Below are 24218 nucleotides of genomic sequence, written 5' to 3' on the forward strand. Positions count from 1 at the left end.
GCTGCCTTTTCAGACCCTCCCTACCGCGCCGGCAGGAGTTCGAGCGTGCGCGTCTCAAGTCCCATCGCCTTTCGATAGCGTGCGTACAGCGCCCTGACCTTGGCTACGTATTCGCGCGTCTCGGCGAACGGCGGCACGCCGCCGTATTGCGTGACCGTACCGATGCCGGCGTTGTACGCCGCCGCGGCGAGGATGCGGTCGCCGCCATAGCGGGACTCCAATGCCTTGAGGTGGCGGGCCCCGGCGAGGATCGATTGCGCCGCCGAGGCCGGGTCATCGACGTCGTAGTCGGCGATCACGTCGGGCATCAGCTGCATCACGCCGATCGCACCCTTGTCGGAAACGGCATCGGCAACGAAATAGCTTTCGGCATGGGCGATCGCGCGCAGCCAGGCTTCGTCGATACCGGTCCTGCGTGCAGCGGCCTTGAATTCGCGGCGAAAGATATCGAGTCGCGGTTTGCCGACCTTGCCGAGACCGGCATGCGCGGGCGAGTGGGCCGGAGTCGTGACCGTGAAGGCCTGCAGCTCGACCGCGCCCGGCAATTTGCGCGTGCCGTAGACGACCTGGCCATCCTGTTCGCGACGATAGAGCGTGCCATGGAACACGCCGAGGCTGCCCCACAGGTTCGGCACCAGCGCGGCATCGTCATCGAGGACTTGCGCGCTGCACTTCGACCCGGGTTCCGGCGCGGTCGACAGACTGACCGTGCCGTCGCGCAGGCAGCGCCAAACCGTGCGCGCCTCGGCCGGTGCCGCAGTGGCGCCGAGCACGATCATCAGCAGCAGCACAGGGCGCAGCATGGGCGTCGGTCCAAGCAACCGGGATGCGATGGGTCGCCCGGGATGGTAGCAGGGAGCACTGGATTTCCGGTGAGGCGGACGCGCTGCGAGGGTCGGCGTCGGCGGCGCCGGATTTCAGTCCGGCAGGCTTGCCAGCAGCGCTTTCGCCTCGGCCTGGATCGTCCGGTACGAGGCCTCCCACTGTCCCGCTCGCGGCGTCGTGTGCGCGATCCGCGCGAGCACGCGCTGCATGGCGTCGATCTGGCCGAGCATCTGCTGGATCTGGCCGAGCGCTTCCTGGTGGTCCTGCAACGGGACGAGGAACACCTTGCGATCCTGGCAGACGCCGATGCAGGTCTGCGGCGCTTCGATGCGACCGCAGCCGATGCATTGCCAGGCCGGAATCGGGTCGTCCATGTGCCTCAGTGCGACGGATCGGAATCGGTGCCCGCCGCGTAGCGCGAGGGCGAATCGTCGAACAGGCGCGGATAGTCGGCGACGGCCTGGCGCATCGCGGCGATCGTGCCGATGTCCGCGGGATTCTGCTTGAACGCCTGCACGGCGGCGATCAGCGGAACCAGCAGGCCGTGCAGGGCGGCGTCGGCGTCTGCCTCGAGCTTGCAGGTCGCGAACAGGGTGTCGATGGCGGACTGGATGTCCGCGACCTGCTCGATCGCCAGCGGCTGGGGCATGTGGCCCATTTCATAGTGACGCAGTGTGTCCAGCGCCGTGTGGATGCGCACCATGCCTTCGCGCAGCGGTGCGTCGGTGGCAAACCGCTGCGTGGGTGCGCTGCTCCCGCGGGTATCGCGCGCCGGTTCGTGGTGGGTGTGCTGCGCATGGGCAGGCAGGACCGCGCCGGCCTTCAGGGCGACGAGCAGGGCGAATACCGAAATCGGCAGGTTCATCGAAACCTTCATATCTCTCTCCGCGGAAATCTGTTGTGCCGGGTTCATGCCTTGCATGATCGGAAAGGCCATGGACTCGCGCCCTGATCCAGGTCAAACCACTCCTTGTTTGACCTGTGCGATGCTGAACCATGCGCCGACTTCGCTGCCCACTGCCGATCCCGAGGCACTTCGATCCCTGCATGCAGCATCGTATCGGGTTGCCCGATGGCGGGGTCGGCAGCCGATGACGCCGCTCAAGGCGCCTGCCGCGGGTGAACTACGCGGCCTCAGCCGTGACGAGGCGGCACGCCGCCTGGCCGCGGACGGTCCGAACAGTCTGCCGGGCACCGAGCCGAAATCGTTCCTGCGGATCGTGCGCGGGGTGGTCACCGAGCCGATGTTCCTGATGCTGCTGGTTGCCGGCGGCCTCTATCTCGCCCTCGGCGACACCGCCGAGGCGATCTTCCTGCTTTCGGCGGTATTCGCCGTCATCGCCATCACCCTGGTCCAGGAGCGCAAGACCCAGCGCGCGCTCGAGTCACTGCGCGATCTGTCGGCGCCGCGTGCGCTGGTCCTGCGCGACGGCGAAGAGGTCCGCATCGCCGGACGCGAGGTCGTCCTCGGCGACCTGCTCGTGCTGCACGAAGGCGACCGCATCGCCGCCGATGCGGTCCTGCGCGAGGGCCAGCTCGATGCCAATGAGTCACTATTGACCGGCGAAGCGGTGCCGGTCGCCAAGCTGCCCGGTGCCGAGGGCGGTGCGCTGTTCGCCAGCACCCTGGTCACGCGCGGAATCGGCATCGCCGAAGTCACCGCAACGGCCGGCGCCACCGCGGTCGGCCGGATCGGCGAAGCCCTGGCGCGGACCGTGGAACCACGTTCCGGTCTGCAGGATGCCTCGCGTCGACTGATCCGCAATCTGACCGTCGCCGGGCTGAGCCTGGCCTCGCTGTATTTCCTGCTCAACTGGTGGTGGGATGACCACGCCCTGATCGACAGCCTGCTTGCCAGCATCGCCCTGACCATGGCGATCCTGCCCGAGGAAATTCCGGTCATCCTGACCGTGTTCCTCGCCCTCGGCGCCTGGCGCATCGCCCAGCGCAAGGTCCTGACCCGGCGCGTGCCGGCGGTCGAGGCCCTCGGTGCGATCTCGGTGCTGGCTGTCGACAAGACCGGCACCCTGACCCGAAACCACATGCAGGTGGCCGAGTTGCAACTGAGCGGACAGCGCTTTGACGACGCTGGCGCTGCCGAACTCCCGGAAGACTTCCACGCCCTGGTCGAATTCGCGATGCTGGCGACGCCGATCGATCCATTCGATCCGATGGAGAAGGCGATCCAGACCTTCGGCCAGCGCTGGCTCCAAGGTACCGAGCACGTGCACGAAGAGTGGTCGGCCGAATTCGAATACGGCCTGTCGCCCGAAATCCTCGCGATGACGCGCGTGTTCCCGGCGGGCGCTCCGGACCGCCATCTGCTCGCGACCAAGGGCGCGCCCGAGGCGGTGATCGACCTTTGCCATCTGCCCGACGAGGCGGCCCGGGCCATCCTCGGCCAGGTCGAGGCGATGGCGGCGCGCGGCTTGCGCGTGCTCGGCGTTGCGCGCGGGCGCTGGACCGGCCAGGTCCGACCGCGCAGCCAGCACGATTTCAGCTTCGAATTTCTCGGCCTGCTCGGCTTCGTCGACCCGCCGCGCGCCGACGTGCCGGCCGCGATCGCCGAGTGCCGCACCGCGGGCATCCGTATCCTCATGCTGACCGGCGACCATCCGGCCACGGCGCGCGCGATCGCGCAGCAGGTGGGCTTGAGCGATCGACCCGAAGTCTTGACCGGTGCCGAGATCGACGCCCTCGATGACGATACCCTCGGCGAACGCCTGCGCCATGTCGATCTGTGCGCACGCATGCAGCCCGAACAGAAGCTGCGGCTCGTCCAGTTGTTGCGTCGGAACGGCGAGGTGGTCGCGATGACCGGCGACGGCGTCAACGATGCGCCGGCCCTGAAGGCGGCCGATGTCGGCATCGCCATGGGCGAGCGCGGTACCGACGTCGCCCGCGAAGCCGCGGCCCTGGTCCTGCTCGACGACAGCTTCGCCAGCATCGTCGCCGCGATCCGCCAGGGCCGTCGCATCTACGACAACATCACCAAGGCGACCCGCTTCGTGTTCGCGGTGCACGTACCGATCATCATCCTGACCCTGATTCCGCCGCTGCTGCATTGGCCGGTGCTGCTGATGCCGGTGCACATCGTCCTGCTCGAACTGCTGATCGATCCAGCCTGTTCGATCCTGTTCGAGGCCGAGCCGGAGAGCGCTGACATCATGCAGCGGCCGCCGCGCGACCTCGGCGCCTCGCCGTTCGCCTGGCGAAATCTCGTCGTCGCCGTCATCCAGGGCTCCGGATTTGCCGGCGTGCTGCTGCTCGGCTTCGGCGGCCTGCTGCTGTCCAGCGTCGATGCCGAACAAGGCCGGACCGCGGTATTTGCCGCGCTGGTGGCTGGCCTGTTCGTGCTGATCCTGGCCAACCGTGATCCGGCACACGCCCTGATCGCTTCGCATGCGGGACGCAACCGCTGGCTGCCGCGCATGCTTGCGGCGAATGTGCTGATGCTGCTGCTGGCAATCGGCATCCCGTACTTTCGCTCGATCATGGGCCTGGCCACGCCCGGCCTTACCGCAATGGCGGGCCTCTCTGGCATGCTTGCGCTCACCTTCCTCTGGCTGGAAGGCCTTCGTCTGTCGATTCGGGCGCCGGCCTAGTGCAAACCGGTCGCCCGCGAAGTGCGATGCGCTACCCTGCGGACCCGAGGATCCGTCCTTGTTCGTGGTCGATCGCGATGGTCGTGCACCGCCCTGACCGCCTTGCCCGGGAGATCCGATGATCGTCTACAGTTGCCACGGCGCCGCCAAGCAGGTCACCGGTTCCTGCCACCTGATCACCTGCAATGAGCGCCGCGTGCTGGTCGATTGCGGCCTGTTCCAGGGCAGCCGCGAAACCGAACGCAGCAACGCCGAGCCGTTCGAGTTCGATCCGGCCAGCATCGATGCGGTGCTGCTGACCCACGCCCATCTCGATCATTGCGGGCGCCTGCCGCTGCTCGTCAAGCGCGGCTTCCGTGGCCGCATCTTCACGACCGCGGCGACCCGCGAGCTGGCCCGCGTGGTCCTGCTCGACGCAGCCGGATTGCAGGAAGAGGACGCGCGCCGGGCCCGGGAAAAGCCGCGCAATGGCGAAGCAGCGATGCCGCCGCTCTACACGATCGCCGATGCCCTGCACACCCTCGATTTCCTCGCCGCGGACGTCAGCTATGGCGATACAGTGGCGATTACCGACGGCATCCGGGCCCGCTTCCTCGATGCCGGCCATATCCTCGGTTCGGCCTCGGTGCTGCTCGATGTGGATGACGGCCACGTGCAGCGGCGCCTGCTGTTTTCCGGCGACCTCGGCAACCCGAACCGGCCGATCGTGCGCGATCCGATGCCGGCGCCTGCGGCCGATTACGTGTTCATGGAGAGCACCTACGGCGACCGCCCGCACCGCTCGGTGCCGGACTCGGTCATCGAGCTGTACGAGGCGATCCGCGAGACCGCGGCCCGTCACGGCAACGTGATCATCCCGACCTTCGCCCTCGAGCGCACCCAGGAAATCCTCTACTACCTGCATTTCGGTATCCGCACCGGCGCGCTTCCCAAGCATATGCGCGTGTTCCTCGATTCGCCGATGGCGATTTCGGCCACGGAAATCTTCCGCCGACATCCCGAGTGCTTCGATCTCGGTTTTCTCGAGGAACTCGAACACGGCGATCCGTTCGACATGCCGGGCCTGCACTTCACCCGCGAGACCAGCGAGTCGATGGCGATCAACAGCATCGAGGGCGGTGCGGTGATCCTGGCCGGCTCGGGCATGTGCAACGGCGGACGCGTGCGCCACCACCTGCGTCACAACCTGTGGCGCGAGCGCAGCAGCGTGGTCTTCGTCGGCTATGCCGCCGAAGGCACCCTGGCCCGCCGCATCATCGACGGCGCCAGCCGCGTGCGCATCTTCAACGAGGACATTCCGGTGCGTGCACAGGTCTGGACGATCAACGGCTTTTCGGCGCACGCCGACCAGCCAGCCCTGCTGGCCTGGCTCGGCGTCGCGCCGCGACGCCGCGTGTATCTCGTTCATGGTGAATATGAACGCGGCATGCGCGCGCTCCAGGATGCGCTCCTCGCGCGCGGTTTCGACTGCCAGCTTCCGGGCATGAACGAGCCGATCAAGATCGACTGAGGTCAGCCCGACGTCGGCGTCGACGCCATCCGCGACGACAGCCGTGAACATGAATACGAAACTGTGAGCGGCTGCGCATTGCCCGTCGCGGTCGTGGCGCGGAACCTGCAAACCGGAATCGGCACGCGGCCTGTTTCCGCGCGCGATCAACGGAGCAAATGATGGGAATGATCCAATTCGACCAGGGATCCGGTGCCGTCGACGCCGCGCCCGGCAGTGAATGGCAGGAAAGATCCGCGGCACCGCCGGCCGGTGCGCTGGCTTCGTTCCTGCTGCGTGCGCAGACGCCCGACGAGGTGAGCGCCGTGTTGTTCGCCTACCGCCCGGACCTGTTTCGCGCCAACGCGCAGGTGTTCTGGTCGCTGGAAGGGCCAGGCGCCCTGCGCTCGGAAGCGGGCGACGCGGTCGGTCCGGTGCAGGCTGCGCGAATTGCCGCGGCGATCGAGGGCGCGCGTCGTGGAATCAGCATCGATCCGTGCCTGTGCGTGCTCTTCGACGATGGCACGTCGAGCCTGGCCGTGCTGCACGATCCGACCGCGGTCGCACTTGGCGCAACGCCGCGCGCAGTGCTCGACGCGGTCGGCATCCGCATGGCCGAGTGCCTGGCCATCCAGCGCCTGCACGAGACCGCGCGACGCGCCAACCAGGCCGAGCAACTGCAGCGTGCGCTGTTCGCGATCGCCGATCTGTCCGGATCCGAGCAGGCCATGCCGGACATGCTGCGCGGTCTGCACGCGATCATCGCCGAGCTGATGTATGCGGAAAACTTCTACATCGTCCTGCACGACCGCGAGCGCGACAGCCTGCGCTTCATCTACTACGTCGATTCGGTCGACACCGAGGCGCCGGCCGTCGATCGCGACTTTCCGATGGCCGAGTTCGAACGGCGCCTGACCGGCTACCTCGTGCGTGACGGCAAGGCGTTGATGGGAACTACCGAGGAGCTTCGCCGACAGGTTCGCGGACCACTGCAGATCGGCGGGGCCGACAGCCTCGACTGGCTCGGTGTGCCGATGATGCGCGACGGCGAGGTGCATGGCGCGCTGGTCGTGCAGACCTATGTCGAGGGCGTGCGCTACCGCGAGGCCGACAAGGCCCTGCTCGGTTTCGTCGCCGAACACGTCCTGACCGCGCTCGAGCGCAAGCAGAGCCTGGCCGAACTCGAGCGGCGCGTGCGCGAGCGCACCCAGCAACTGGCCGAGGCGAACGCGAGCCTGCGCGACAAGGTCTACGGGCTGGAGCGCGCCGAGCACCTGCAGGCCACCTTGTACCGGATCGCTGCCCTGGCCAACAGCGACGAGGGCAGCGATCGCTTCTACCGCGACATCCACGCCGCCGTCGGTGAACTGTTGTATGCGGAGAATTTCTACATCGGCCTGATAACCGATGACGGCGCGCAACTTTCGTTTCCCTACTACGCCGACCTGCATGCGCCCGACCAGCCGCCGCGCCCGCTGGGCCGCGGCCTCAGTGAATACGTCATGCGCAGCCGCAGTGCCTGCGTCGTCGACGAGCCCGAATTCGTCGCGCTGACGCAACGCGGCGAAATCGAACGCACCCTGGCCATCGGCAAGGTCGCCAGCGACGGTCCGCCGACCGTATGCTGGGTCGGCGCGCCGCTGTTCGACGCCGACGAGGTGATCGGCGTGGTGGCCTTGCAGAGTTATGCAAAGGAGATGCTGTATACGCCGCGTGACGCCGAGTTGCTGACTTTCGTCGCCCATCAGATCGCGAGCAGCCTGAAACGGCGCCAAAGCGCCGAACAGCTGCGTCGGCTCAACGCCGACCTCGAGCGGCGCGTCGAGGCACGCACGCGCGAACTGAGCGAACAGATCGCGGTGAGGGAGCAGGTCGAGGCGCGTCTGAAGCACCAGATCATGCACGATCCATTGACCGGCCTGCCGAACCGGCTCTACATGCGCGACCGCATCGAGCGCGCGCTCGCGCGCTTCCATCGCCATCCCGATCGGCCTTTTGCGTTGCTCTACCTCGATATCGACCGCTTCAAGGTGGTCAACGACAGCCTTGGCCATCTGGCCGGCGACGAGTTGCTCAAGGAGGTCTCGTTGCGGCTTCAGCATTCGCTGCGCCAGCCCGATGCCGTTGCACGCCTCTCTGGAGACGAATTCGCGGTCCTGCTCGAGGAAGTCACGGAGGACGCGGCCGCAAGCCAGATCGCGCAACGGATCCTCGATGCGTTGCAAGAGCCGATGACGATCGCCGGTCGTGAGCTGCGCGTCTACGCCAGCATCGGAATCGCCATCAGTGCACCGCGCCACCAGACCACCGATGCCATGCTGCAGGATGCCGACATCGCGCTGTACGGCGCGAAAAGCGCCGGACGCCGCCGCTTCCTGCAATTCGATGAATCGATGCAAGACGGACGGCGCGACGTGCTCGGCATCGAGAACGAACTGCGCGCGGCTTTGCAGGTTGGTCAGTTCGAACCATATTTCCAGCCGCTGGTGCGTCTGGCCGACCGCCAGCGCGTCGGCTACGAGGCCCTCGTGCGATGGAATCATCCGACCCGCGGCGTGCTCGAGCCTTCGCAGTTTCTTGCGGTCGCCGAGGAATGCGGGCTGGTCGACGCGATCGACTGGCAGATGTACCGCGCCGCTTGCACCAACGGCGTCGAGCTGACCCGAGACGGCGGCTACATCACGATCAACGTCTCGCCACGGCATTTCCAGGGCAACGATCTCGACAGCCGCTTGCTCGGCCTGGCCGCGAGCGCGAAGCTCGACCCGTCCCGGCTGCGCATCGAGGTCACCGAGGGCACCCTGCTCGGTGATCCCGAAGCGGTCGCGAAGCAGCTGCAGAAGTTGGCCAACGCGTCGATCGCGACCGCGCTCGACGATTTTGGAACAGGCTACTGCTCGCTTGGCTACGTGCACCGCTTTCCGCTGCGCATGCTCAAGATCGACCGCTCCTTCATCGAACCGCTCGGCGGTCGCAACAAGCGGCGCAGCGAGGCGGTGATCGGCGCCGTGCTCGCCCTGGCCGGCTCGCTCGACATCGAGGTGCTTGCCGAAGGCATCGAGACCGAAGCCCAGCACGAGGCCCTGCTGGCGATGGGTTGCGGTTACGGCCAGGGGTTCCTGTACGGGCGGCCGCGGCCGGCCGCGCATTGGCTGCCGCTGGATCAATCGCGGGCTGCATAGCGCGGTCGGATCGATATCAACGCCAGGCCCGCTCGCGGCGCGACGGGCGGTCTGAAGCGCGAGGCCGAATTCTCGCGCCGAGGCCATGGAGGCCGCGAACAGCAATCGCCGGCGGCCTGACAGGCAGGGCGGCAAGCTGGCGATCGAGCGGGTGGCCGCCGCCAGCTGAACACCGCCAACAGAAATTGTGTAACACAGCGGGCACCCGCTAATCTGTTCAAGTGACATCTGCATCCCGCCATCGATCGCCCTTGCTTGCTCGCCTGCGTGCCTCGACGAGGCTCGGCGTATGCGTGCTGCTCGTGTTCGCCCTGAAGCTGGCCTCGGCGGCGTCCTGTGTGGCCCACGACTATGCGCTGATCGGGTCCGCCAGCGGGGGCGCGCACGGCATGGCCGTGATGGATGATCATTCGGGACCGGACCCCTCGCCGTTGGCGACCGTGCATGCGAGCAGCTGCGGCCATTGCGGCACCCACCACCTGACCGCATTGCCGGTGGCGAGCGAATTCGTCCTCGTCGTGCCGCCGCATCTCATTCCGGCGTCCGGCCCGGGAGGTTTTGACGGTATTCGTCAGCTTGCGGAGCTTCGTCCGCCGATCGTCTGAGTGAAACGGATTCGTGTGCCGACCCGCGCGGTCGGCACGACTCGTCTTCATTCAGAGGATTTACCCGCATGCTTCGATTGCAGAGGCCACGTCGGCATGTCGCCGCGTGGACGGCGATGGGCCTTGCCCTCGCCAGCACCTTCGCGCTCCCCGCGCGATCCGAACAGACACCCGCCACCCTGGCGCCTGCCGCGTTGCGCACGGCCGTCGTGGCCGCGTGGCGGGAGCATCCGTCGTTCCGCTACGGCGAAGCCAGCCTCCGGGCCGCGCAGGCGACGTCGGAGGCGGCGTCACAACCGATCTACAACCCGGAGCTCGAACTTTCCAGCGCCGACGAGGGCGTCGAGCGCACGACCACGGCCGGCCTGAGTCTGCGCCTCGACATCGGCGGCAAGCGCAGTGCGCGCCGTGATGCAGCCCGCGCCCGCTTCGCCGAGGCCGCGGCCGACGCCGCGCTCCTGCGCCGGGATTTCGCCAAACAATGGCTGGGCGCATGGGCCGAATACGAGGCTGCGCAGGAGCGCGTCGAAATCGGCGAGCACCGCATGGCCCTGGTGGCCCGCTTCGCCGACGTGGCCCAGCGCCTGTATGCCGCCAGCGACATCTCGGGCCTGGAACGCGACCTGGCTTCGCTGGCCAGCGACGAGGCCCGGGCAGCGCAAGCCCAGCTGTTGGCCGATCGCGCCGACGCGGCCGCCCGTTTTCGCGCCGTCGGCGGTGAGGTCGCCGACATGGCCGGCGTGAAAATCGCGGCCAGCGCCCTCCCCGAGCCGGTCGACGACGACCGGACCGACCGACTGCCGGACTGGACTCTTGCTCGCGCGCGTACCGATGCCGCGGCGCGCGAGGTCGCGGTGGCCCGGCGCGAGCGCATCGCCGATCCGAGCATCACCGCTTACGCCGGACGCAAGCGCTACGCCATCGGCGGTCCCGATGATCGCGTCTTCGGCGTCACCGTCAGTGTCCCGCTGTTCGTCCGCAACAGCTATCGGGCGGAAGTGGTTGCCGCGCAGGCGCACGCCGACGCCCTTGCGGCCGACCAGGCGCGCACGCAGATCGCGCTCGAGGCCGAGTCGCGACGGGCAACCGAAAGCTACGCAGCGGCGCGTGTGGCCTGGAAGACCTGGAGCTCGAGCCCCGGCACCGACGTCGACCGGCGCTCCGAACTGCTCGAAAAACTGTGGCGGGCCGGTGAGATCTCGGCCACCGACTACCTGCTGCAACTCAGGCAGACCCTCGATACCCAACTTGCCGGCGCCGATCTGCAGGCGCGCCTGTGGCGCAGCGCAGTCGACTACCTCGCCGCCAATGGGCGCTTGCAGCACTGGATCGGTCTGGAGGACGCCCCATGACGACGCTGAAACACGCCAATCGCCAATTCATCCTGGCCGCGCTGGCCCTGGCCGCAGTGTCGGCTCTCGCCGCATGCACCCGCTCGGCCGAGCCGGTCACGGCATCGGCGAAGGCCGGGTCGGGACACGCGCAGGACGATCCCGAACGGGAAGGTCACGGCGAGCACGAAGTCGCCGGTGGGAACGTCATCGTCATGGATGCCGCCGGGCGTGAAGCAGCCGGCATCCGGCTGGCGGTCGTGCAGCCCTCCGCGCTGGGCGAGCAGTTGCGCGCGCCGGGCGAAGTGCTCGACAACGCCTACGGCACCACCTTGATCACGCCGCGCGTCGAAGCCCTGGTCGTGCGCCGACATGCGCGGCTCGGCGATGACGTCGCTGCCGGCGCCGCCCTGGTGACCCTGGCCAGCGTCGCGGTCTCCGATGCGCAGGCCGAATTGCGCATCGCCGAGCAGGAATGGAAGCGCGTTTCGGCACTGGGACGTGAGGCCGTCTCGGGCCGTCGCATCGCCGAAGCGCGTGTCACCTACGAGCGCGCCCAGGCCAAGGCGCGGGCCTACGGCCTCCCCGGCACCGCGCCCGGATCGGTCGATGGCGAGTTCACCCTCACGGCGCCGCATGCCGGGCGCATCACCGAGGACGACTTCGCCATCGGCGAACGCATCGAGCCCGGGCGCACGCTGTTCCGGCTCGTCGACGAATCGGTGGTGTGGGTCGACGCCACGCTGCCTTCGGCCATCGCCGCCCGGGTCGGTCCCGGCAGCGCAGCCAGCGTGGTCATCGGCGATCAGCGCCTCGCCGGAACGGTCGCGCATCGAGGCCACCACACCTCCGAAACCACGCGCAATGCCGTGGTCCGCATCGAGGTGCCGAACGAGGGCGATCGACTGCATGGCGGGGATTTCGTCGATGTCTATCTCGACGCCGCCGGCCAGGCCGGGGCCGGCGGTTCGCTGGCCGTGCCGACCGCCGCGCTCGTGCAGATGGCCGGCGAGACGGTGGTCTTTCGCCGCGTCGCCGAAGACCGCTTCGAGCCGGTGCCGGTTCGCACCGGTGCCGTGATCGGCGACACCACTGTCATCGAGGAGGGCATCAGACCCGGCGATACGGTGGTCGTCGACGGCGCGTTCGCGCTGAAGGCGCAAGTGCTCAAGTCGCAGCTGGGAGAAGGCCATGCCCACTGACACCCGCTCCGGAAGCGGAGGCGCACCATGCTGAATCGCCTGGTCGAGTCTTCACTTCGCTACAGGTTCCTGGTCCTTATCAGCTTCGCGGTGGTCGCCTTTCTCGGCCTGCAGGCGGTCCGCAGCGTGCCGATCGACGCCTTTCCCGACGTCACGCCGGCCCAGGTCAACGTCTACACCGAGTCGCCCGGCCTCGCCGCCGAGGATGTCGAGCAACTGCTGACCACGCCCGTCGAATCGGCGCTGGCGGGATTGCCGAAGGTCGAGGAGATCCGCTCGGTCAGCCTGTTCGGCCTGTCCTACGTCGCCGTCTATTTCGAGGACGACATGGACATCTACTTCGCCCGCCAGCTCGTCAACGAACGCCTGCAGGAAATTGGCGATCGCCTGCCCGAAGGCTACGGAAAGCCCAGCATGGGACCGAATACCTCGGGTCTCGGCCAGGTGTACTGGTACACGGTGGAACGCGCGCCCGGCGTGAGCAAGGACCAGGTCTCCGACATGGACCTGCGCACCTGGCAGGAATGGACGGTGCGGCTGATCCTGCGCACCGCGCCCGGCGTCGACGATGTCACCTCGTGGGGTGGCGGCGAGCGCGAGTTCCAGGTGCGCATCGATCCGCAGCGGCTCTACGCCCGTGGCCTCGGATTCGGCGACGTGATCAACGCGATTCCCGCCAACAACGGCCAGGTCGGCGGCAACGTCATGGACGTCGGGCGCGAGCAGTTCCTGGTCCGAGGCCTCGGCCTGCTCAGGTCGACCGAGGACATCGGCGCGATCGTGCTCAAGGCCGAGGACGGCGTGTCGGTGTACCTGCGCGACGTGGCAACCGTGATCGAAGCCCCGGCACCGCGCTTCGGTGCGGTCACCCGCGACGGCGAGGAAGTCGTGCTCGGCATGGCCCTGGCGCGCATCGGCGAAAACGCCAAGGACGTGGTCGAGGCGGTCAAGGGCAAGCTCGATGTCGTGCGTGCGGCCTTGCCCGGGAGCATGCGGCTCAAGCCGATCTACGAGCGCACGGATCTCGTCAACAAGGCGGTCGAAACCGCCGTGCGCGCGCTGATAGAAGGTTCGATCCTCGTCGCCATCATCCTGTTCCTGTTCCTCGGCGAACTGCGCTCGGCGATCGTCGTGATCGTGACCTTGCCGCTGGCCATGCTGATCGCCTTCATCGGCATGGGCCAGTTCGGATTGTCGGCCAACCTGATGTCGCTGGCCGGCCTGGCGATCGGCATCGGCATGATGGTGGATGGCGCCGTGGTGATGGTCGAGAACGCCTTCCGGATCATGGCCGAGCGGCTCGAGCATGGCGAGAAGGTGAACCGGACTGCGGCCGTGCTTGCCGCGGCCAAGGAAGTCGCCAACCCGATTGCCTTCGCGATCCTCATCATCATCGTGGTGTTCCTGCCGCTGTTCTCACTGGAAGGCCTGGAAGGCAGGATGTTCAAGCCGATGGCCTTCAACATTGCCTTCGCGATGGCCGGCTCGCTGATCCTGAGCCTGACCTTGATCCCGGTGCTGGCCTCGCTGGTCCTCAAGCCCAGGCAGGAACGCGATACCTGGCTGGTTGCGCGGATCAAGCGCGTCTACCGCCCGTTGCTGGACAAGGCGCTGGCCAGGAAGAAGGGGGTCGTGATCGGCGCCGTGGTCGCGCTCGTGGCGAGCCTGGCGATCTTCCCCTTCCTCGGCAAGGAGTTCATGCCGCAGTTGCAGGAAGGCTCGATCATGTGGCGGGTGACGGGCATTCCGTCGACCTCGCTCGATGAATCGATCCGCACCAGCAACGCCATCGCCCGCGCCTTCGGGAAGTTCCCTGAGGTCGACACCACGCTGGCGATGATCGGCCGCGCCGAGAAGGGCGAGACCGCCGACGTGAACTACATGGAGATCTACACCGCACTGAAGCCGGAAGAGGCGTGGACGAGCGGGCGCGACATCAAGCAGCTCGAATACGACATGCAGGAAACGCTGGAGCAGGTCGTGCCGAACGTGGTGCCGGGCTACACCCAGCCAATCCAGATGCGCGTGGAGGAGCTGATCTCCGGCGTGCGTGCCACGCTGGCCGTGAAGCTCTACGGCCAGGATCTGGCCCAGCTCGACACGCTCAGCGGTCGGATCAAGACGGCCCTGGAGCAGGTGCCCGGGGTCGCCGATCTGTCGCTCGAGGCGAATATCGGCAAGCCGCAGATCCGCATCGCGGTCGACCGTGAGGCACTGGCGCGTCACGGCATGAACGCCGAAGAGGTGCTGACCATCGTCCGCAACGGCCTGGGCGGCGAGCCGGTCAGCGTGCTGCTGGACGGGGTCAAGCGCTTCGGCATCGCCGTGCGCCTGGAGGATTCGACGCGCGATTCGGTCGAAGCCTTGCGCCGGATTCCATTGCGTACCGCGACCGGTGCCCTGGTGCCGCTATCGGAAGTCGCCGAGATCAGCGTGGCCGAAGGCTACTCGTTCGTGCGTCGCGAGCAGCTGCAGCGCTACGCGGTGATCCAGATGGACGTGCGCGGCCGCGATGTGGACGGCTTCGTCAAGGACGCCAACGCGGCGATCCAGCAGCAGGTCGATCTGCCGCCCGGCTATTGGGTCGAATGGGGCGGCGCGTTCGAGAACCAGCAGCGCGCCCTGGCCAAGCTGGCGCTGATCGTGCCGGTCACGATCTTCTTCATCTTCGTGCTGCTCTACACCGCCTTCAATTCGGTCAAGTACGCCACGCTGATCATCGCCAACGTGCCGTTCGCGACCATCGGCGGCCTGCTCGCGTTGTTCGTCACCGGTCAATACCTGTCGGTACCCTCGGCGATCGGCTTCATTGCCGTGTTCGGCGTGGCCATGCTCAACGGCATCGTCCTGGTCAGCTTTCTCAACGAATTGCGCGAGAACGGCCTGTCCGTCCGCGAGGCGGTGGTTCAGGGCACGGCACTGCGCCTGCGACCGGTGCTGATGACCGCCAGCGTCGCCATCTTGGGCCTGGTGCCGATGCTGCTGTCGAGCGGCGTCGGCGCGGAAACCCAGCGGCCGCTGGCGACCGTGGTGGTCGGTGGCTTGATCAGCTCGACCCTGCTGACGCTGGTGCTGCTGCCCGTGCTCTATGAATGGCTCGAACTGCGGGCCGAGCGCAAATACCGGGAGATGTCGCCATGAAACAGCAGGCGATACTCCCTGCGGCCCCAGCGGGCTCGATCCGTCCCGGTGTCCCGTTCCGCTCGGCGCGGGCAGGCCAGCAGCCGCTCAGATCATCCAGGTGGCTGTCGGCGAGGCCGCGCGAGTGCTGTCGTGGAGAATGTCGCCGGCGGCGTCGCGCACCTTGACGTCGACCGGAATGCCATTGCGCACGCTTTCGGTGACGATGCAGAAATTCTCGAACTGGCCGAGCAGGCGATCAAGCTGGCTGTAATCGGAGGCCGCGCCGGGCAGGTCGATCTCGACATCGACCTGGCCGATGCGCCAGCGCTTCTCGGCATTGCGTTCGAGCCGGCCGGTCGCCCGGGCGGTGATGGCCCCAGGCGAATTCTTGAACTTGCGCAGGGCGAACAGCAGGCTGGCGCTGAGGCAATTGGCCACGGCTGCGACGAGCAGGCGCGCCGGATTGGGGCCGCTGTCGCCGCCGAGCGGCGATTCCTCGTCGGTGTGCAGATCGGGGATCGGCGTTTCGTCGAAGGCGATGCGGAACACGTAGTCCGCTTCTTCGGTCAGGCGGATCGAGAAGGTCCGGATTTCACTCATGGTCGATCTCCTTGCGGGCGGGCGCCGTGCGCGCGAGCCAGCCGTAGTAGAGCAGCGGAATGACCAGCAGGGTCAGCGCGGTCGAGACGAGGATGCCGAAGATCAGCGATACAGCCAGGCCCTGGAAGATCGGATCGTCGATGATGAAGAAGCCGCCGACCATCGCCGCGACGCCGGTCAGCACGATCGGCTTGGCGCGCACGGCGGCGGCATCGACGACCGCGTCGCGCAGGCTGGCGCCGGCGTCGATGGCGTGGTTGATGAAGTCGATCAGCAGGATCGAATTGCGCACGATGATGCCGGCCAGGGCGATCATGCCGATCATCGAGGTTGCCGTGTACTGCGCGCCGACCAGGGCATGGCCCGGCATCACGCCGATCACGGTCAGCGGGATCGGCGCCATGATGATCAGCGGCACCACGTAGTTCCGGAACTGGCCGACCACGAGCAGGTAGATCAGGACCAGGCCGACCGAATAGGCCAGGCCCATGTCGCGGAAGGTCTCGTAGGTGATCTGCCATTCGCCGTCCCATTTCACGGTCGGCGTCGTCGTGTCCTGTGGCTGGTCGATGAAGGTCTGGGCAATGCTGCCCTCGTCACCGAGTTCGCCGACCAGCGAGAACATGCCGTACAGCGGGCTGTCGGTGGCGCCCGCATCGTCGCCGCTGACGAAGGCGTAGCGCAGCAGGTCCTTGTGGTAGACGGCGCGCTCGCGGTGCGTGTCGCGAACCTCGACGACCTCCGACAGCGGTACCAGCGTGCCGTTCGTCGCGCGCACGCGCACGGCCAGCAACTGGGCCAGCGAGGCCTGGTCGGCAGCCGGCAGGCGCAGGCGCACCGGCACGGCGTGCCGGGCATGGCCATCCATCAGCCAGGTTGCATCCTCGCCGGACAGTGCACTCTGCAGGGTCTGCGCGATGCGCGCCTGGTCGAGGCCGAGGCGTGCCGCGCGGGCCCGATCGACGACCATGATCTGGCGCGGAGCGTCGGCCTCGACGCTGGTGTCGACATCGACGATGTCGCTGTTGGCCCGGAACTTCTCTTCCAGGGCGAGCGCGGTGCGGCGCACGCTGGCGTCGTCGGGTCCGTAGACCTCGGCCACGATCGGCGCCAGCACCGGCGGACCGGGCGGCACCTCGACCAGCTTGACCGAGGCGTTGTAGGTCTGGCCGATCGCGGCCAGGGCCGGGCGCACGGCGAGGGCGATCGCGTGGCTCTGGCGGTCGCGCTGATGCTTGTCGACGAGGTTGACCTGGAGGTCGCCGACCAGCGGGCCGCTGCGCAGGTAGTACTGGCGCACGAGGCCGTTGAAGGTGATCGGCGCGGCGGTGCCGGCATAGCCCTGCCAGTCCTTCACTTCGGGCACGCCGGCCAGCGCGCCCGCGAGTTCGGCGAGCAGTGCGTTGGTGGTTTCGAGCGTGCTGCCTTCGGGCATGTCGACGACGACCTGGAACTCGGACTTGTTGTCGAACGGCAGCATCTTGAGGATCACCGCCTTGACCACGACCAGGCCGACCGCGGCCAGCACGAACAGGCCCATGGCGGCGAACAGCAGGCGGCGCCGGCGCGGCGCACGTTCCGACACGAGGAACGGGGACATCAGCCGATGGGCGACGCGGTTGAGCCAGCCAGCGCGTGTGTCTTCGGCATTGCCAGCGACGTCGCGCGCCGGCTCGTGGTGGGCGAGCAGGCGCAGGGCCAGCCACGGCGTGACGACGAGGGCCACGGCCAGCGACAGCAGCATGCCGACCGAGGCATTGATCGGGATCGGCCGCATGTACGGGCCCATCAGTCCCGAGACGAAGGCCATCGGCAGCAGCGCGGCGATCACCGTGAAGGTGGCCAGGATGGTCGGTCCACCGACCTCGCTGACCGCTGCCGGGATCGCCTTGAGCAGGCTGGTGCTGCCGAGCCGCTGGTGGCGATGGATGTTCTCGACGACGACGATCGCATCGTCGACGAGGATGCCGATCGAGAAGATCAGCGCGAACAAGGAAACGCGATTGATCGTGAAACCCATCGCCCAGGAGGCGAACAGGGTCAGCATCAGGGTGATGACCACGGCCGCGCCGACCACGATGGCCTCGCGCCAGCCGAGCGTGAACAGCACCAGCAGGACTACCGAAAGCGTCGCGAACAGCAGCTTCTGTATCAGCTTGCTGGCCTTGTCGGTGGCGGTCTGGCCGTAGTCGCGGGTGACCGTGATGTGCACGTCGGCGGGAATGACCACGCCGGCCAGTGCTTCGAGGCGCTGGCTGACCGCGCGTGTGATATCGGCCGCGTTGCTGCCCGGCTTCTTGGCGATGGCCAGGGTCACGGCCGGGGCATTGCCGGTGGCCGGGCCCGGCTTGTCGGCCGGGACGCCGTACCAGACATAGCTCGATGGCAAGTCGGCACCCTGGTGCAGGCGGGCGACATCGGAAAGGAACACCGGCTGGCCCTTGTTCAGGCCGATGACGAGCCCAGCGACTTCGCCGGCATCGGCCAGGAAGCTGCCGGCGGTGACCGGCACGTTGGCATTGCCATCGATGCGTTCGCCGGCCTGGCTGACCGTGTTGGCCGCGCGCAGGGCGGCCGACAGGTCGGCGATCGACAGGCCATAGGCGGCCAGCCGGGTGGCATCGAGTTCGACCATGACCGCGCGTTCGGGCGCGCCGATCGTGTAGACATCGCGCGTGCCGGGGATGCGCTTGAGTTCTGCTTCCAGCGTATGCGCGACTTCGGCCAGCGCGACCGGATCCTGCGCGGGGTCGTCGCTCCACAGGGTCAGCGCCATCACCGGGACGTCGTCGATGCCCATCGGCCGCACCAGCGGCTGGCCGACGCCAAGCCCGGGCGGCACGAAATCCTGGTTCTGGAAGACCTGGTTGTAGAGGCGGACGATCGCGGTCTGGCGCGGCACGCCGACCTCGTATTCGACAGTCAGGATGGCGACGCCGGGCCGGCTGACCGAATAGACGTGCTTGACCCCGTCGATCTCGGCCAGCTTCTGTTCGAGCGGAAAGGCGACCAGGTTCTCGACGTCCTGCACATCGGCGCCGGCGAACGGCACGATGACGTTGGCCATGGTCACGTCGATCTGCGGTTCCTCCTCGCGCGGGGTGATTGCGGTCGCGGCGAGGCCGAGCAGGATCGCGGCCAGCGCCAGCACCGGGGTCAGCGGCGAGGACTGGAAGGCGCGTGCGATGCGACCCGAAAAGCCCAGCGACGGTTCGCTCATTGCGCTGCATCCGCGTGGCGCTGCGCGCTCAGCCAATGCGCCGCGGCGGCCGGATCGGTGGCGTAGCGCTCGCCACCGGCGAGGCCGGCCAGCACCTCGACCCGGTCGTCATGACGCTGGCCGATGCGGACCTGGCGCAGGCTCACGCGGGCGCCGTCGACGATGTACAGGCCGATCAGCTCACCGCGTTCGACCAGTGCGCCGACCGGCACGCTGAGGCGCTCGACCGCACCGGTGGCGAATGCGGCCTTGACCGTCATGCCAGGATACAGGCCGGTATCGTCGCCCGGCAGCTCGAGGCGCACGGTGAAGGTGTGCGTGGCCGGATCGGCATACGGGAATACGGTGACCTTGCTCGCCCTGGCCCGGCGACCGCCGTTGCCATCGAGCAGGATGTCGGCACTCTGCTGCGCGCGGATCGGCCCGATCGCGCTCTGCGGGATTTGCACCGACACGCGCAGGTCGCTCAGCGAAACGCCCGACATCAGCGGTTGGCCCGGCTGCACCGATTCGCCGATCTGCACGTAGCGTTCAGTGACTATTCCCGAATACGGGGCGCGCACGACCGTGTAGTCCATCTGCTGGCCGACTTCGCGCAGCTGCGCGCGTGCCGCCTCGAGCGCGGCTTTCGCCGCATCGCGCCGCGCCTGTTCCTGGTCGAGCTGGGCCTTGGCCACGAGCTGGCGCGCATAGACTTCGGCGATGCGCTTGTAGGAAGCCTGGGCTTCGTCGTAGGCGGCCTGCGCCGAGGCGATCTGCGCCTGCGCGCGGCTCTTTGCCGATTTCTGTTCGACATCGGTGAAGCGCACGATCACGGCGCCTTCCGGCACCGTGTCATTGACGTCGTAGGGCAACTCGACCACACGCCCGCTGGTCTGTGCCGACACGGTGGCCTGGTTGATGGCCTCGACCACGCCATCCCAGACCTGTTCGGCCTGCGCCGTTTCGGGCCTGGCCTCGAGCGTCTCGAACGGCGGCGGCGTGCCCCTGGCGACCTGCTCCGGCTCCGATCGGCCGCAGCCTGCCAGCAGCAGACCGGCGACCATGGCCATGATCACGGGCGGCGAGCGTCTCATCGGGCCGCCTCGTCGATCATCTGCATGGTCGCGTCCTCGACCTGGGCGGCGATCGGGGCCAGGGCCGGGTCCTTCGACAGCATGCCGAGCATCGGCTGCGGGCGGATCATGCCGATGAAGGTCCTGCCCTTTTCCGTGTACACCGAAATGCGGCAGGGCAGGGCCATGTTCATGCGCATGTCGGCAGCCAGGACCTTCGCCGCCTGGCCCGGATTGCAGACTTCGAACACCTTGCACTGTTCGTCGAAGTCGATGCCCTTGCCGCGCAGGGTCGCGCCGAGGTCGTGCACGTGGAGCACGCCGAACTGGTGCGCCCGGACCGCGGCATCGAGCGCAGCGGCGGCCTGGTCGAAGGATCTGGCTGTTTCAACAATGTAGTGCATGGGCAACCTCGGTGGAGCGGAAACGAACGATGCAGGCAACGCGGAGCCCGGACTTCAGCGGGGAAACGCGGTGCCCGGCTTCATGCCGAAGCTGCGCAGGATCATCGCCAGCGGACAGAAGCCGGTGAACGAGGACTGCAGCAGGTTGGCGCCGACGAACACGGTCAGCAGCAGCCACCACGGCGAAACGAAATGGGCCAGGGCGACGCTGAGCAGGATCACGCTGCCGGCGAAAGCGAGTACGACACGATCGATGTTCATGCTTGATTCCTCAACAATCCTTCTGGTCGACCGGGGTGGTCTGGAGGTGCCGGCGGTCGACCGGCCGGCACCGTGATGGATTCAGCCCGTGCGGGCGCGGCCCGGCAGCATGCGCAGCAGGGTGTTGTCGCGCACGACGTAGTGGTGGAACAGGGCGGCGGCGGCATGCAGGCCGACCAGCCAGTAGCCGATCTCGCCGATTGTCTCGTGCACTTCTTCGACCGAGTGCGCGAAGTCCTTGTCGGTGCCCCACAGCGCCGGCAGCTCGAGTCCGAAGAACGGGACCGGCTTTCCGTCCGCGCTGAGTGCCAGCCAACCGAGCAGCGGCATCGCGATCAGGAACAGATACAAGGCCAGGTGCATGGCCGCGGCCAGGCGGTGTTGCCAGACCGGCACGGCAGGAACGATGCGCGGTGTCGGGCCGCTCAGGCGGATGGCCAGGCGCAGGACGACCAGGCCGAGCACGCTGAGGCCGAGCATGGCATGCCAGGTCTTCAGCGCTTCGCGCGGGTCGCTGCCGCGCGGGTACTCCTCGCGCAGCAGGATGCAGGCATACACGGCGACGAGCAGGGCCAGCATCAGCCAATGCATGGCGATCGAAAGCGTGCCGTAGCGGTCGTGGGTATTTTTCCAGTTCATCATTCTGTTCCCGTTGGACGATAGGGCCGCCGCAATTCGGGCGGTATCGCATTGTCCATGCAATGCCGGTCGGGCTACTACTTTAGGCGCTCGATGCCGAGTGCCTTGAGTACGTACTTCTCGTAGACCGGATCGGTGTTGCCGGTGCGCATCTTGCGCAGGTAGTACTTCTCGAAGGCGACCTTGGCCAGGTGCACCCACTTGCCGACCTTGGCCCAGGTCACGTTGCGCGGCGGAATCTGCGGCAGGGCGACGAAGGCGGCGCCGGTATCACCCATGTCGGCCAGGCAAACGGCATTCCAGGTCGCCCGGGCCTTGCCCTCGCGGCCAGCGAGGTCGTCGCGCAGGTTGTGCGCGATCGCGGTGACCATCGATTCGATCATGAAGCCGGTCTTCGGCGCGCCGGTCGGCACCGGCGTCGCCTCGACCGGCGGAATCGCCACGCAGACGCCGGCCGAGAAGATGTTGCGGAAGGTCGGGTTGCGCTGGTGTTCGTCGATCAGGATGAAGCCGCGTGGATTGGTCAGGCCCTCGATACCGCGCACGGCGTCGACGCCGGTGAAGGCCGGCAGCAGCATGGCGTAGTCGAATGCGACTTCGTGCGACTGGGCGACCGCGCCCTTGCCATCGACCTCGTCGACCTTGACCTTGCCCTTCTCGACCGCGGTGACGCGGGCGTTCGTGATCCACTTGATATGGCGCTGGCGCAACTCGGACTCGAGCAGGCTCTTCGAATCGCCAACGCCGCCGAGACCCATGTGGCCGACGTACGGCTCGGCCGTGACGAAGGTCATAGGCACGCGGTCGCGCAACTTGCGCTTGCGCAGGTCGGCATCGAGGATCATGGCGAACTCGTAGGCCGGGCCGAAGCAGCTCGCGCCTTGTACCGCACCGACCACCACCGGGCCCGGATGCTTGAGGAATTCCTCATAGGCCTGCCAGGCACCCTGGGCGTGCGGACCGGTGCATACCGATTGGGTGAAGCCCGAACTGGGGCCGAGGCCGGGAATCTCGTCGAAGGCCAGGCGCGGACCGGTGGCGATCACCAGGTAGTCGTAGTCGAGGATGCGGCCGTCGACGAGGCGCACCTGGTTCTGGCTCGGCAGCACCGCTGCGGCGGGCATGTCGATGAAGTCGATCGCATGCTTGCCGAGGGCGGGTGCGGCTTCGATGCGAATGTCGGCAGGGTCGCGCCAGCCGACCGCGACCCAGGGATTGGATGGGGTGAAGTTGAAATGCGGGCTTTCGCCGATCACGGTGATGGCGTGGCCCTTGCCGAGCGCCGCGCGAATTTCGTAGGCGGCGGCCATGCCGCCGAGTCCCGCACCGAGAACAATGATGGTTGCCATGGTCTGAGCTCCTCGTGGGGCATCTACGATGCGCCGCTGCCGATCCGGGTAAACTGATCTCGATCAACTGCATTCTAATTAAGTGATTTCTAATTTACAAGTACCTAATATAATGCACTGGTCGCTGCCTCGAGGTCGCCTGGCGGCGGCCAGTAGCTCGATAGCTCAATGGGAAAAAAGATGGAAATCAACGACCTGACCGCAATGCAGCAGCGCGCTGAAGATGCCTCGCGCCTGCTCAAGGTGCTGGCCAACGCGCAGCGCCTGCGCGTCGTCTGCCTCCTGGTAGGCCGCGAAATGACCGTCGGCCAGATCAACGAGGAACTGCCCGACCTGAGCCAGTCGGCCCTGTCCCAGCACCTGGCCCGCCTGCGTGACGAGGGCATGGTCAGCACACGTCGCGAATCGCAGACCATCTGGTATCGCCTCGTCGATGGCCCGGCACAATCGGTGATCGCGACGCTCTACGGCGTCTATTGCGCGCCACCGCCAGCTGCATAAGTTGGGACTGAACAAGTAGCGCAGCCGTCACGTGGCCTGCCCGCGCGCAGGTCGCAACGCGTCGACGCAGAGGGACAGGCCGTCTAACCAGTCGGCGCAACAAGGATCTGCGCGCACGAAGGCTGGGACCCGTGCCTTGGTCACTTTTTGCTCATGTATCGCTATGCGGCGGATTCCTGGTGCAAGTGCGGAGCTTTCACTCGACTCCGGCGAGCGAGTCACTTCTCTTCCACTGTAGGAAGCGCCTTCAGGCGCGATGCTCGTTCTGTACGATTAGAACTTCTACGCCGTCATCCTGCCCTTCGACAGGTTCAGGACAGGCCGCACTTCGTCCGGGCAGGGACCCAGTGAATTTGCCTTTCGCACTGTTCTACATCGCTTCGCGGCGCATGCCTGGGGCAGAAGCGGAGCTTTCACTCGCCTTCGGCGAGCGAGTCACCCCGTTTCCACTGTAGGAGCGCCTTTAGGCGCGATGCCTTTCCGCACGATTCGAACATCCACGCCGTTGTCCCTATGCAGGCAGGGATCCAGTGCCTTGGCCTTTCCGCTTGTTCGTGCATCGCTGCGCGGTGCATTCGTGGGGGTAAAGGCTTTCACTCGCCTTCGGCGAGCGAGTCACTTCGCTTCTACTGTAGGAGCGCCTTCAGGCGCGATGCCTTTCCGCACGATTCGAACATCCACGCCGTTATCCCTATGCAGGCAGGGATCCAGTGACTGCGCTTTTCGCTCTGTTCGACATCGCTTCGCGGCGCATTCTTGGAGTAGGAGCGGAGCTTTCACTCGCCTTCGGCGAGCGAGTCACCCCGTTTCCACTGTAGGAGCGCCTT

Annotated in this window: 18 protein-coding genes; 8 read left to right on the forward strand and 10 right to left on the reverse strand. The window is 67.1% G+C overall.

Features of this window, described 5'->3' with window-relative positions; genetic code table 11:
• Window positions 1–20: 20 nt before the first annotated feature.
• The 3 genes from BM125_RS17710 to BM125_RS17720 all read right to left on the reverse strand — a co-directional run bounded on the left by BM125_RS17710 (window position 21) and on the right by BM125_RS17720 (window position 1702).
• Window positions 21–803 carry a lytic transglycosylase domain-containing protein gene (locus tag BM125_RS17710; RefSeq protein WP_092410464.1) on the reverse strand — a complete coding sequence of 261 codons (783 nt, stop codon included), beginning with the start codon at window positions 801–803 and terminating at the stop codon, window positions 21–23.
• Between the two features lie 114 nt (window positions 804–917).
• Window positions 918–1199 (reverse strand): hypothetical protein, encoded by a 282-nt coding sequence (locus BM125_RS17715; RefSeq protein ID WP_092410466.1) that lies wholly within the window; start codon window positions 1197–1199, stop codon window positions 918–920.
• A gap of 5 nt (window positions 1200–1204) precedes the next feature.
• Window positions 1205–1702: a DnrO protein gene (locus BM125_RS17720; RefSeq protein ID WP_245778975.1), complete on the reverse strand. Its 498-nt coding sequence runs from the start codon at window positions 1700–1702 to the stop codon at window positions 1205–1207.
• A gap of 214 nt (window positions 1703–1916) precedes the next feature.
• On the opposite strand from BM125_RS17720, the gene BM125_RS17725 reads away from it, so the two are divergent.
• From BM125_RS17725 to BM125_RS17755, 7 genes are all read left to right on the forward strand, one after another.
• A complete protein-coding gene (locus tag BM125_RS17725; protein ID WP_092410500.1) occupies window positions 1917–4430 on the forward strand; it encodes a cation-translocating P-type ATPase in 2514 nt (837 codons plus the stop codon).
• A 118-nt stretch (window positions 4431–4548) separates the two neighbouring features.
• Window positions 4549–5940, forward strand: a complete 1392-nt coding sequence (locus BM125_RS17730) for an MBL fold metallo-hydrolase (protein ID WP_092410468.1) — start codon at window positions 4549–4551, stop codon at window positions 5938–5940.
• 161 nt (window positions 5941–6101) lie between these two features.
• Window positions 6102–9101, forward strand: a complete 3000-nt coding sequence (locus tag BM125_RS17735; protein WP_175498179.1) for a bifunctional diguanylate cyclase/phosphodiesterase — start codon at window positions 6102–6104, stop codon at window positions 9099–9101.
• A 293-nt stretch (window positions 9102–9394) separates the two neighbouring features.
• Window positions 9395–9706 carry a hypothetical protein gene (locus tag BM125_RS17740; protein WP_139225101.1) on the forward strand — a complete coding sequence of 104 codons (312 nt, stop codon included), beginning with the start codon at window positions 9395–9397 and terminating at the stop codon, window positions 9704–9706.
• Window positions 9707–9774: 68 nt separating this feature from the next.
• On the forward strand, window positions 9775–11058 hold the full coding sequence (locus BM125_RS17745) for a TolC family protein (protein ID WP_092410474.1): 1284 nt from the start codon (window positions 9775–9777) through the stop codon (window positions 11056–11058).
• Entirely contained in the window at window positions 11055–12239 is a 1185-nt protein-coding gene (locus BM125_RS17750; RefSeq protein ID WP_092410476.1) for an efflux RND transporter periplasmic adaptor subunit, read from the forward strand. Before BM125_RS17745 ends, BM125_RS17750 begins: the two co-directional genes overlap by 4 nt.
• Window positions 12240–12266: 27 nt before the next feature.
• Window positions 12267–15380, forward strand: a complete 3114-nt coding sequence (locus tag BM125_RS17755) for an efflux RND transporter permease subunit (protein ID WP_092410478.1) — start codon at window positions 12267–12269, stop codon at window positions 15378–15380.
• Window positions 15381–15467: 87 nt separating this feature from the next.
• Here BM125_RS17755 and BM125_RS17760 read toward each other — a convergent pair whose 3' ends face one another.
• The 7 genes from BM125_RS17760 to BM125_RS17790 form a co-directional block, all read right to left on the reverse strand.
• Window positions 15468–15962 (reverse strand): OsmC family protein, encoded by a 495-nt coding sequence (locus tag BM125_RS17760; protein WP_092410480.1) that lies wholly within the window; start codon window positions 15960–15962, stop codon window positions 15468–15470.
• Window positions 15955–19182, reverse strand: a complete 3228-nt coding sequence (locus BM125_RS17765; RefSeq protein ID WP_092410482.1) for an efflux RND transporter permease subunit — start codon at window positions 19180–19182, stop codon at window positions 15955–15957. The genes BM125_RS17760 and BM125_RS17765 overlap by 8 nt, the downstream gene beginning before the upstream one ends.
• A complete protein-coding gene (locus BM125_RS17770) occupies window positions 19179–20258 on the reverse strand; it encodes an efflux RND transporter periplasmic adaptor subunit (RefSeq protein ID WP_092410484.1) in 1080 nt (359 codons plus the stop codon). The genes BM125_RS17765 and BM125_RS17770 overlap by 4 nt, the downstream gene beginning before the upstream one ends.
• Window positions 20255–20641 carry a DUF302 domain-containing protein gene (locus BM125_RS17775; RefSeq protein WP_092410486.1) on the reverse strand — a complete coding sequence of 129 codons (387 nt, stop codon included), beginning with the start codon at window positions 20639–20641 and terminating at the stop codon, window positions 20255–20257. Before BM125_RS17775 ends, BM125_RS17770 begins: the two co-directional genes overlap by 4 nt.
• 54 nt (window positions 20642–20695) lie before the next feature.
• Window positions 20696–20902 (reverse strand): YgaP family membrane protein, encoded by a 207-nt coding sequence (locus tag BM125_RS17780; protein ID WP_092410488.1) that lies wholly within the window; start codon window positions 20900–20902, stop codon window positions 20696–20698.
• Between the two features lie 81 nt (window positions 20903–20983).
• Entirely contained in the window at window positions 20984–21541 is a 558-nt protein-coding gene (locus BM125_RS17785; protein WP_092410502.1) for a cytochrome b, read from the reverse strand.
• 77 nt (window positions 21542–21618) lie between these two features.
• The gene (locus BM125_RS17790) at window positions 21619–22890 is read right to left on the reverse strand and encodes an NAD(P)/FAD-dependent oxidoreductase (RefSeq protein WP_092410490.1); all 1272 of its coding nucleotides are present in this window, start codon (window positions 22888–22890) and stop codon (window positions 21619–21621) included.
• Window positions 22891–23058: 168 nt separating this feature from the next.
• Between BM125_RS17790 and BM125_RS17795 the strand changes: the two genes are divergently transcribed.
• Window positions 23059–23391 (forward strand): ArsR/SmtB family transcription factor, encoded by a 333-nt coding sequence (locus BM125_RS17795; protein ID WP_092410492.1) that lies wholly within the window; start codon window positions 23059–23061, stop codon window positions 23389–23391.
• Window positions 23392–24218 lie beyond the last annotated feature (827 nt).

It is taken from the genome of Dokdonella immobilis (assembly GCF_900115085.1).
In the GTDB taxonomy this organism is placed as follows: Bacteria; Pseudomonadota; Gammaproteobacteria; order Xanthomonadales; family Rhodanobacteraceae; genus Dokdonella; species Dokdonella immobilis.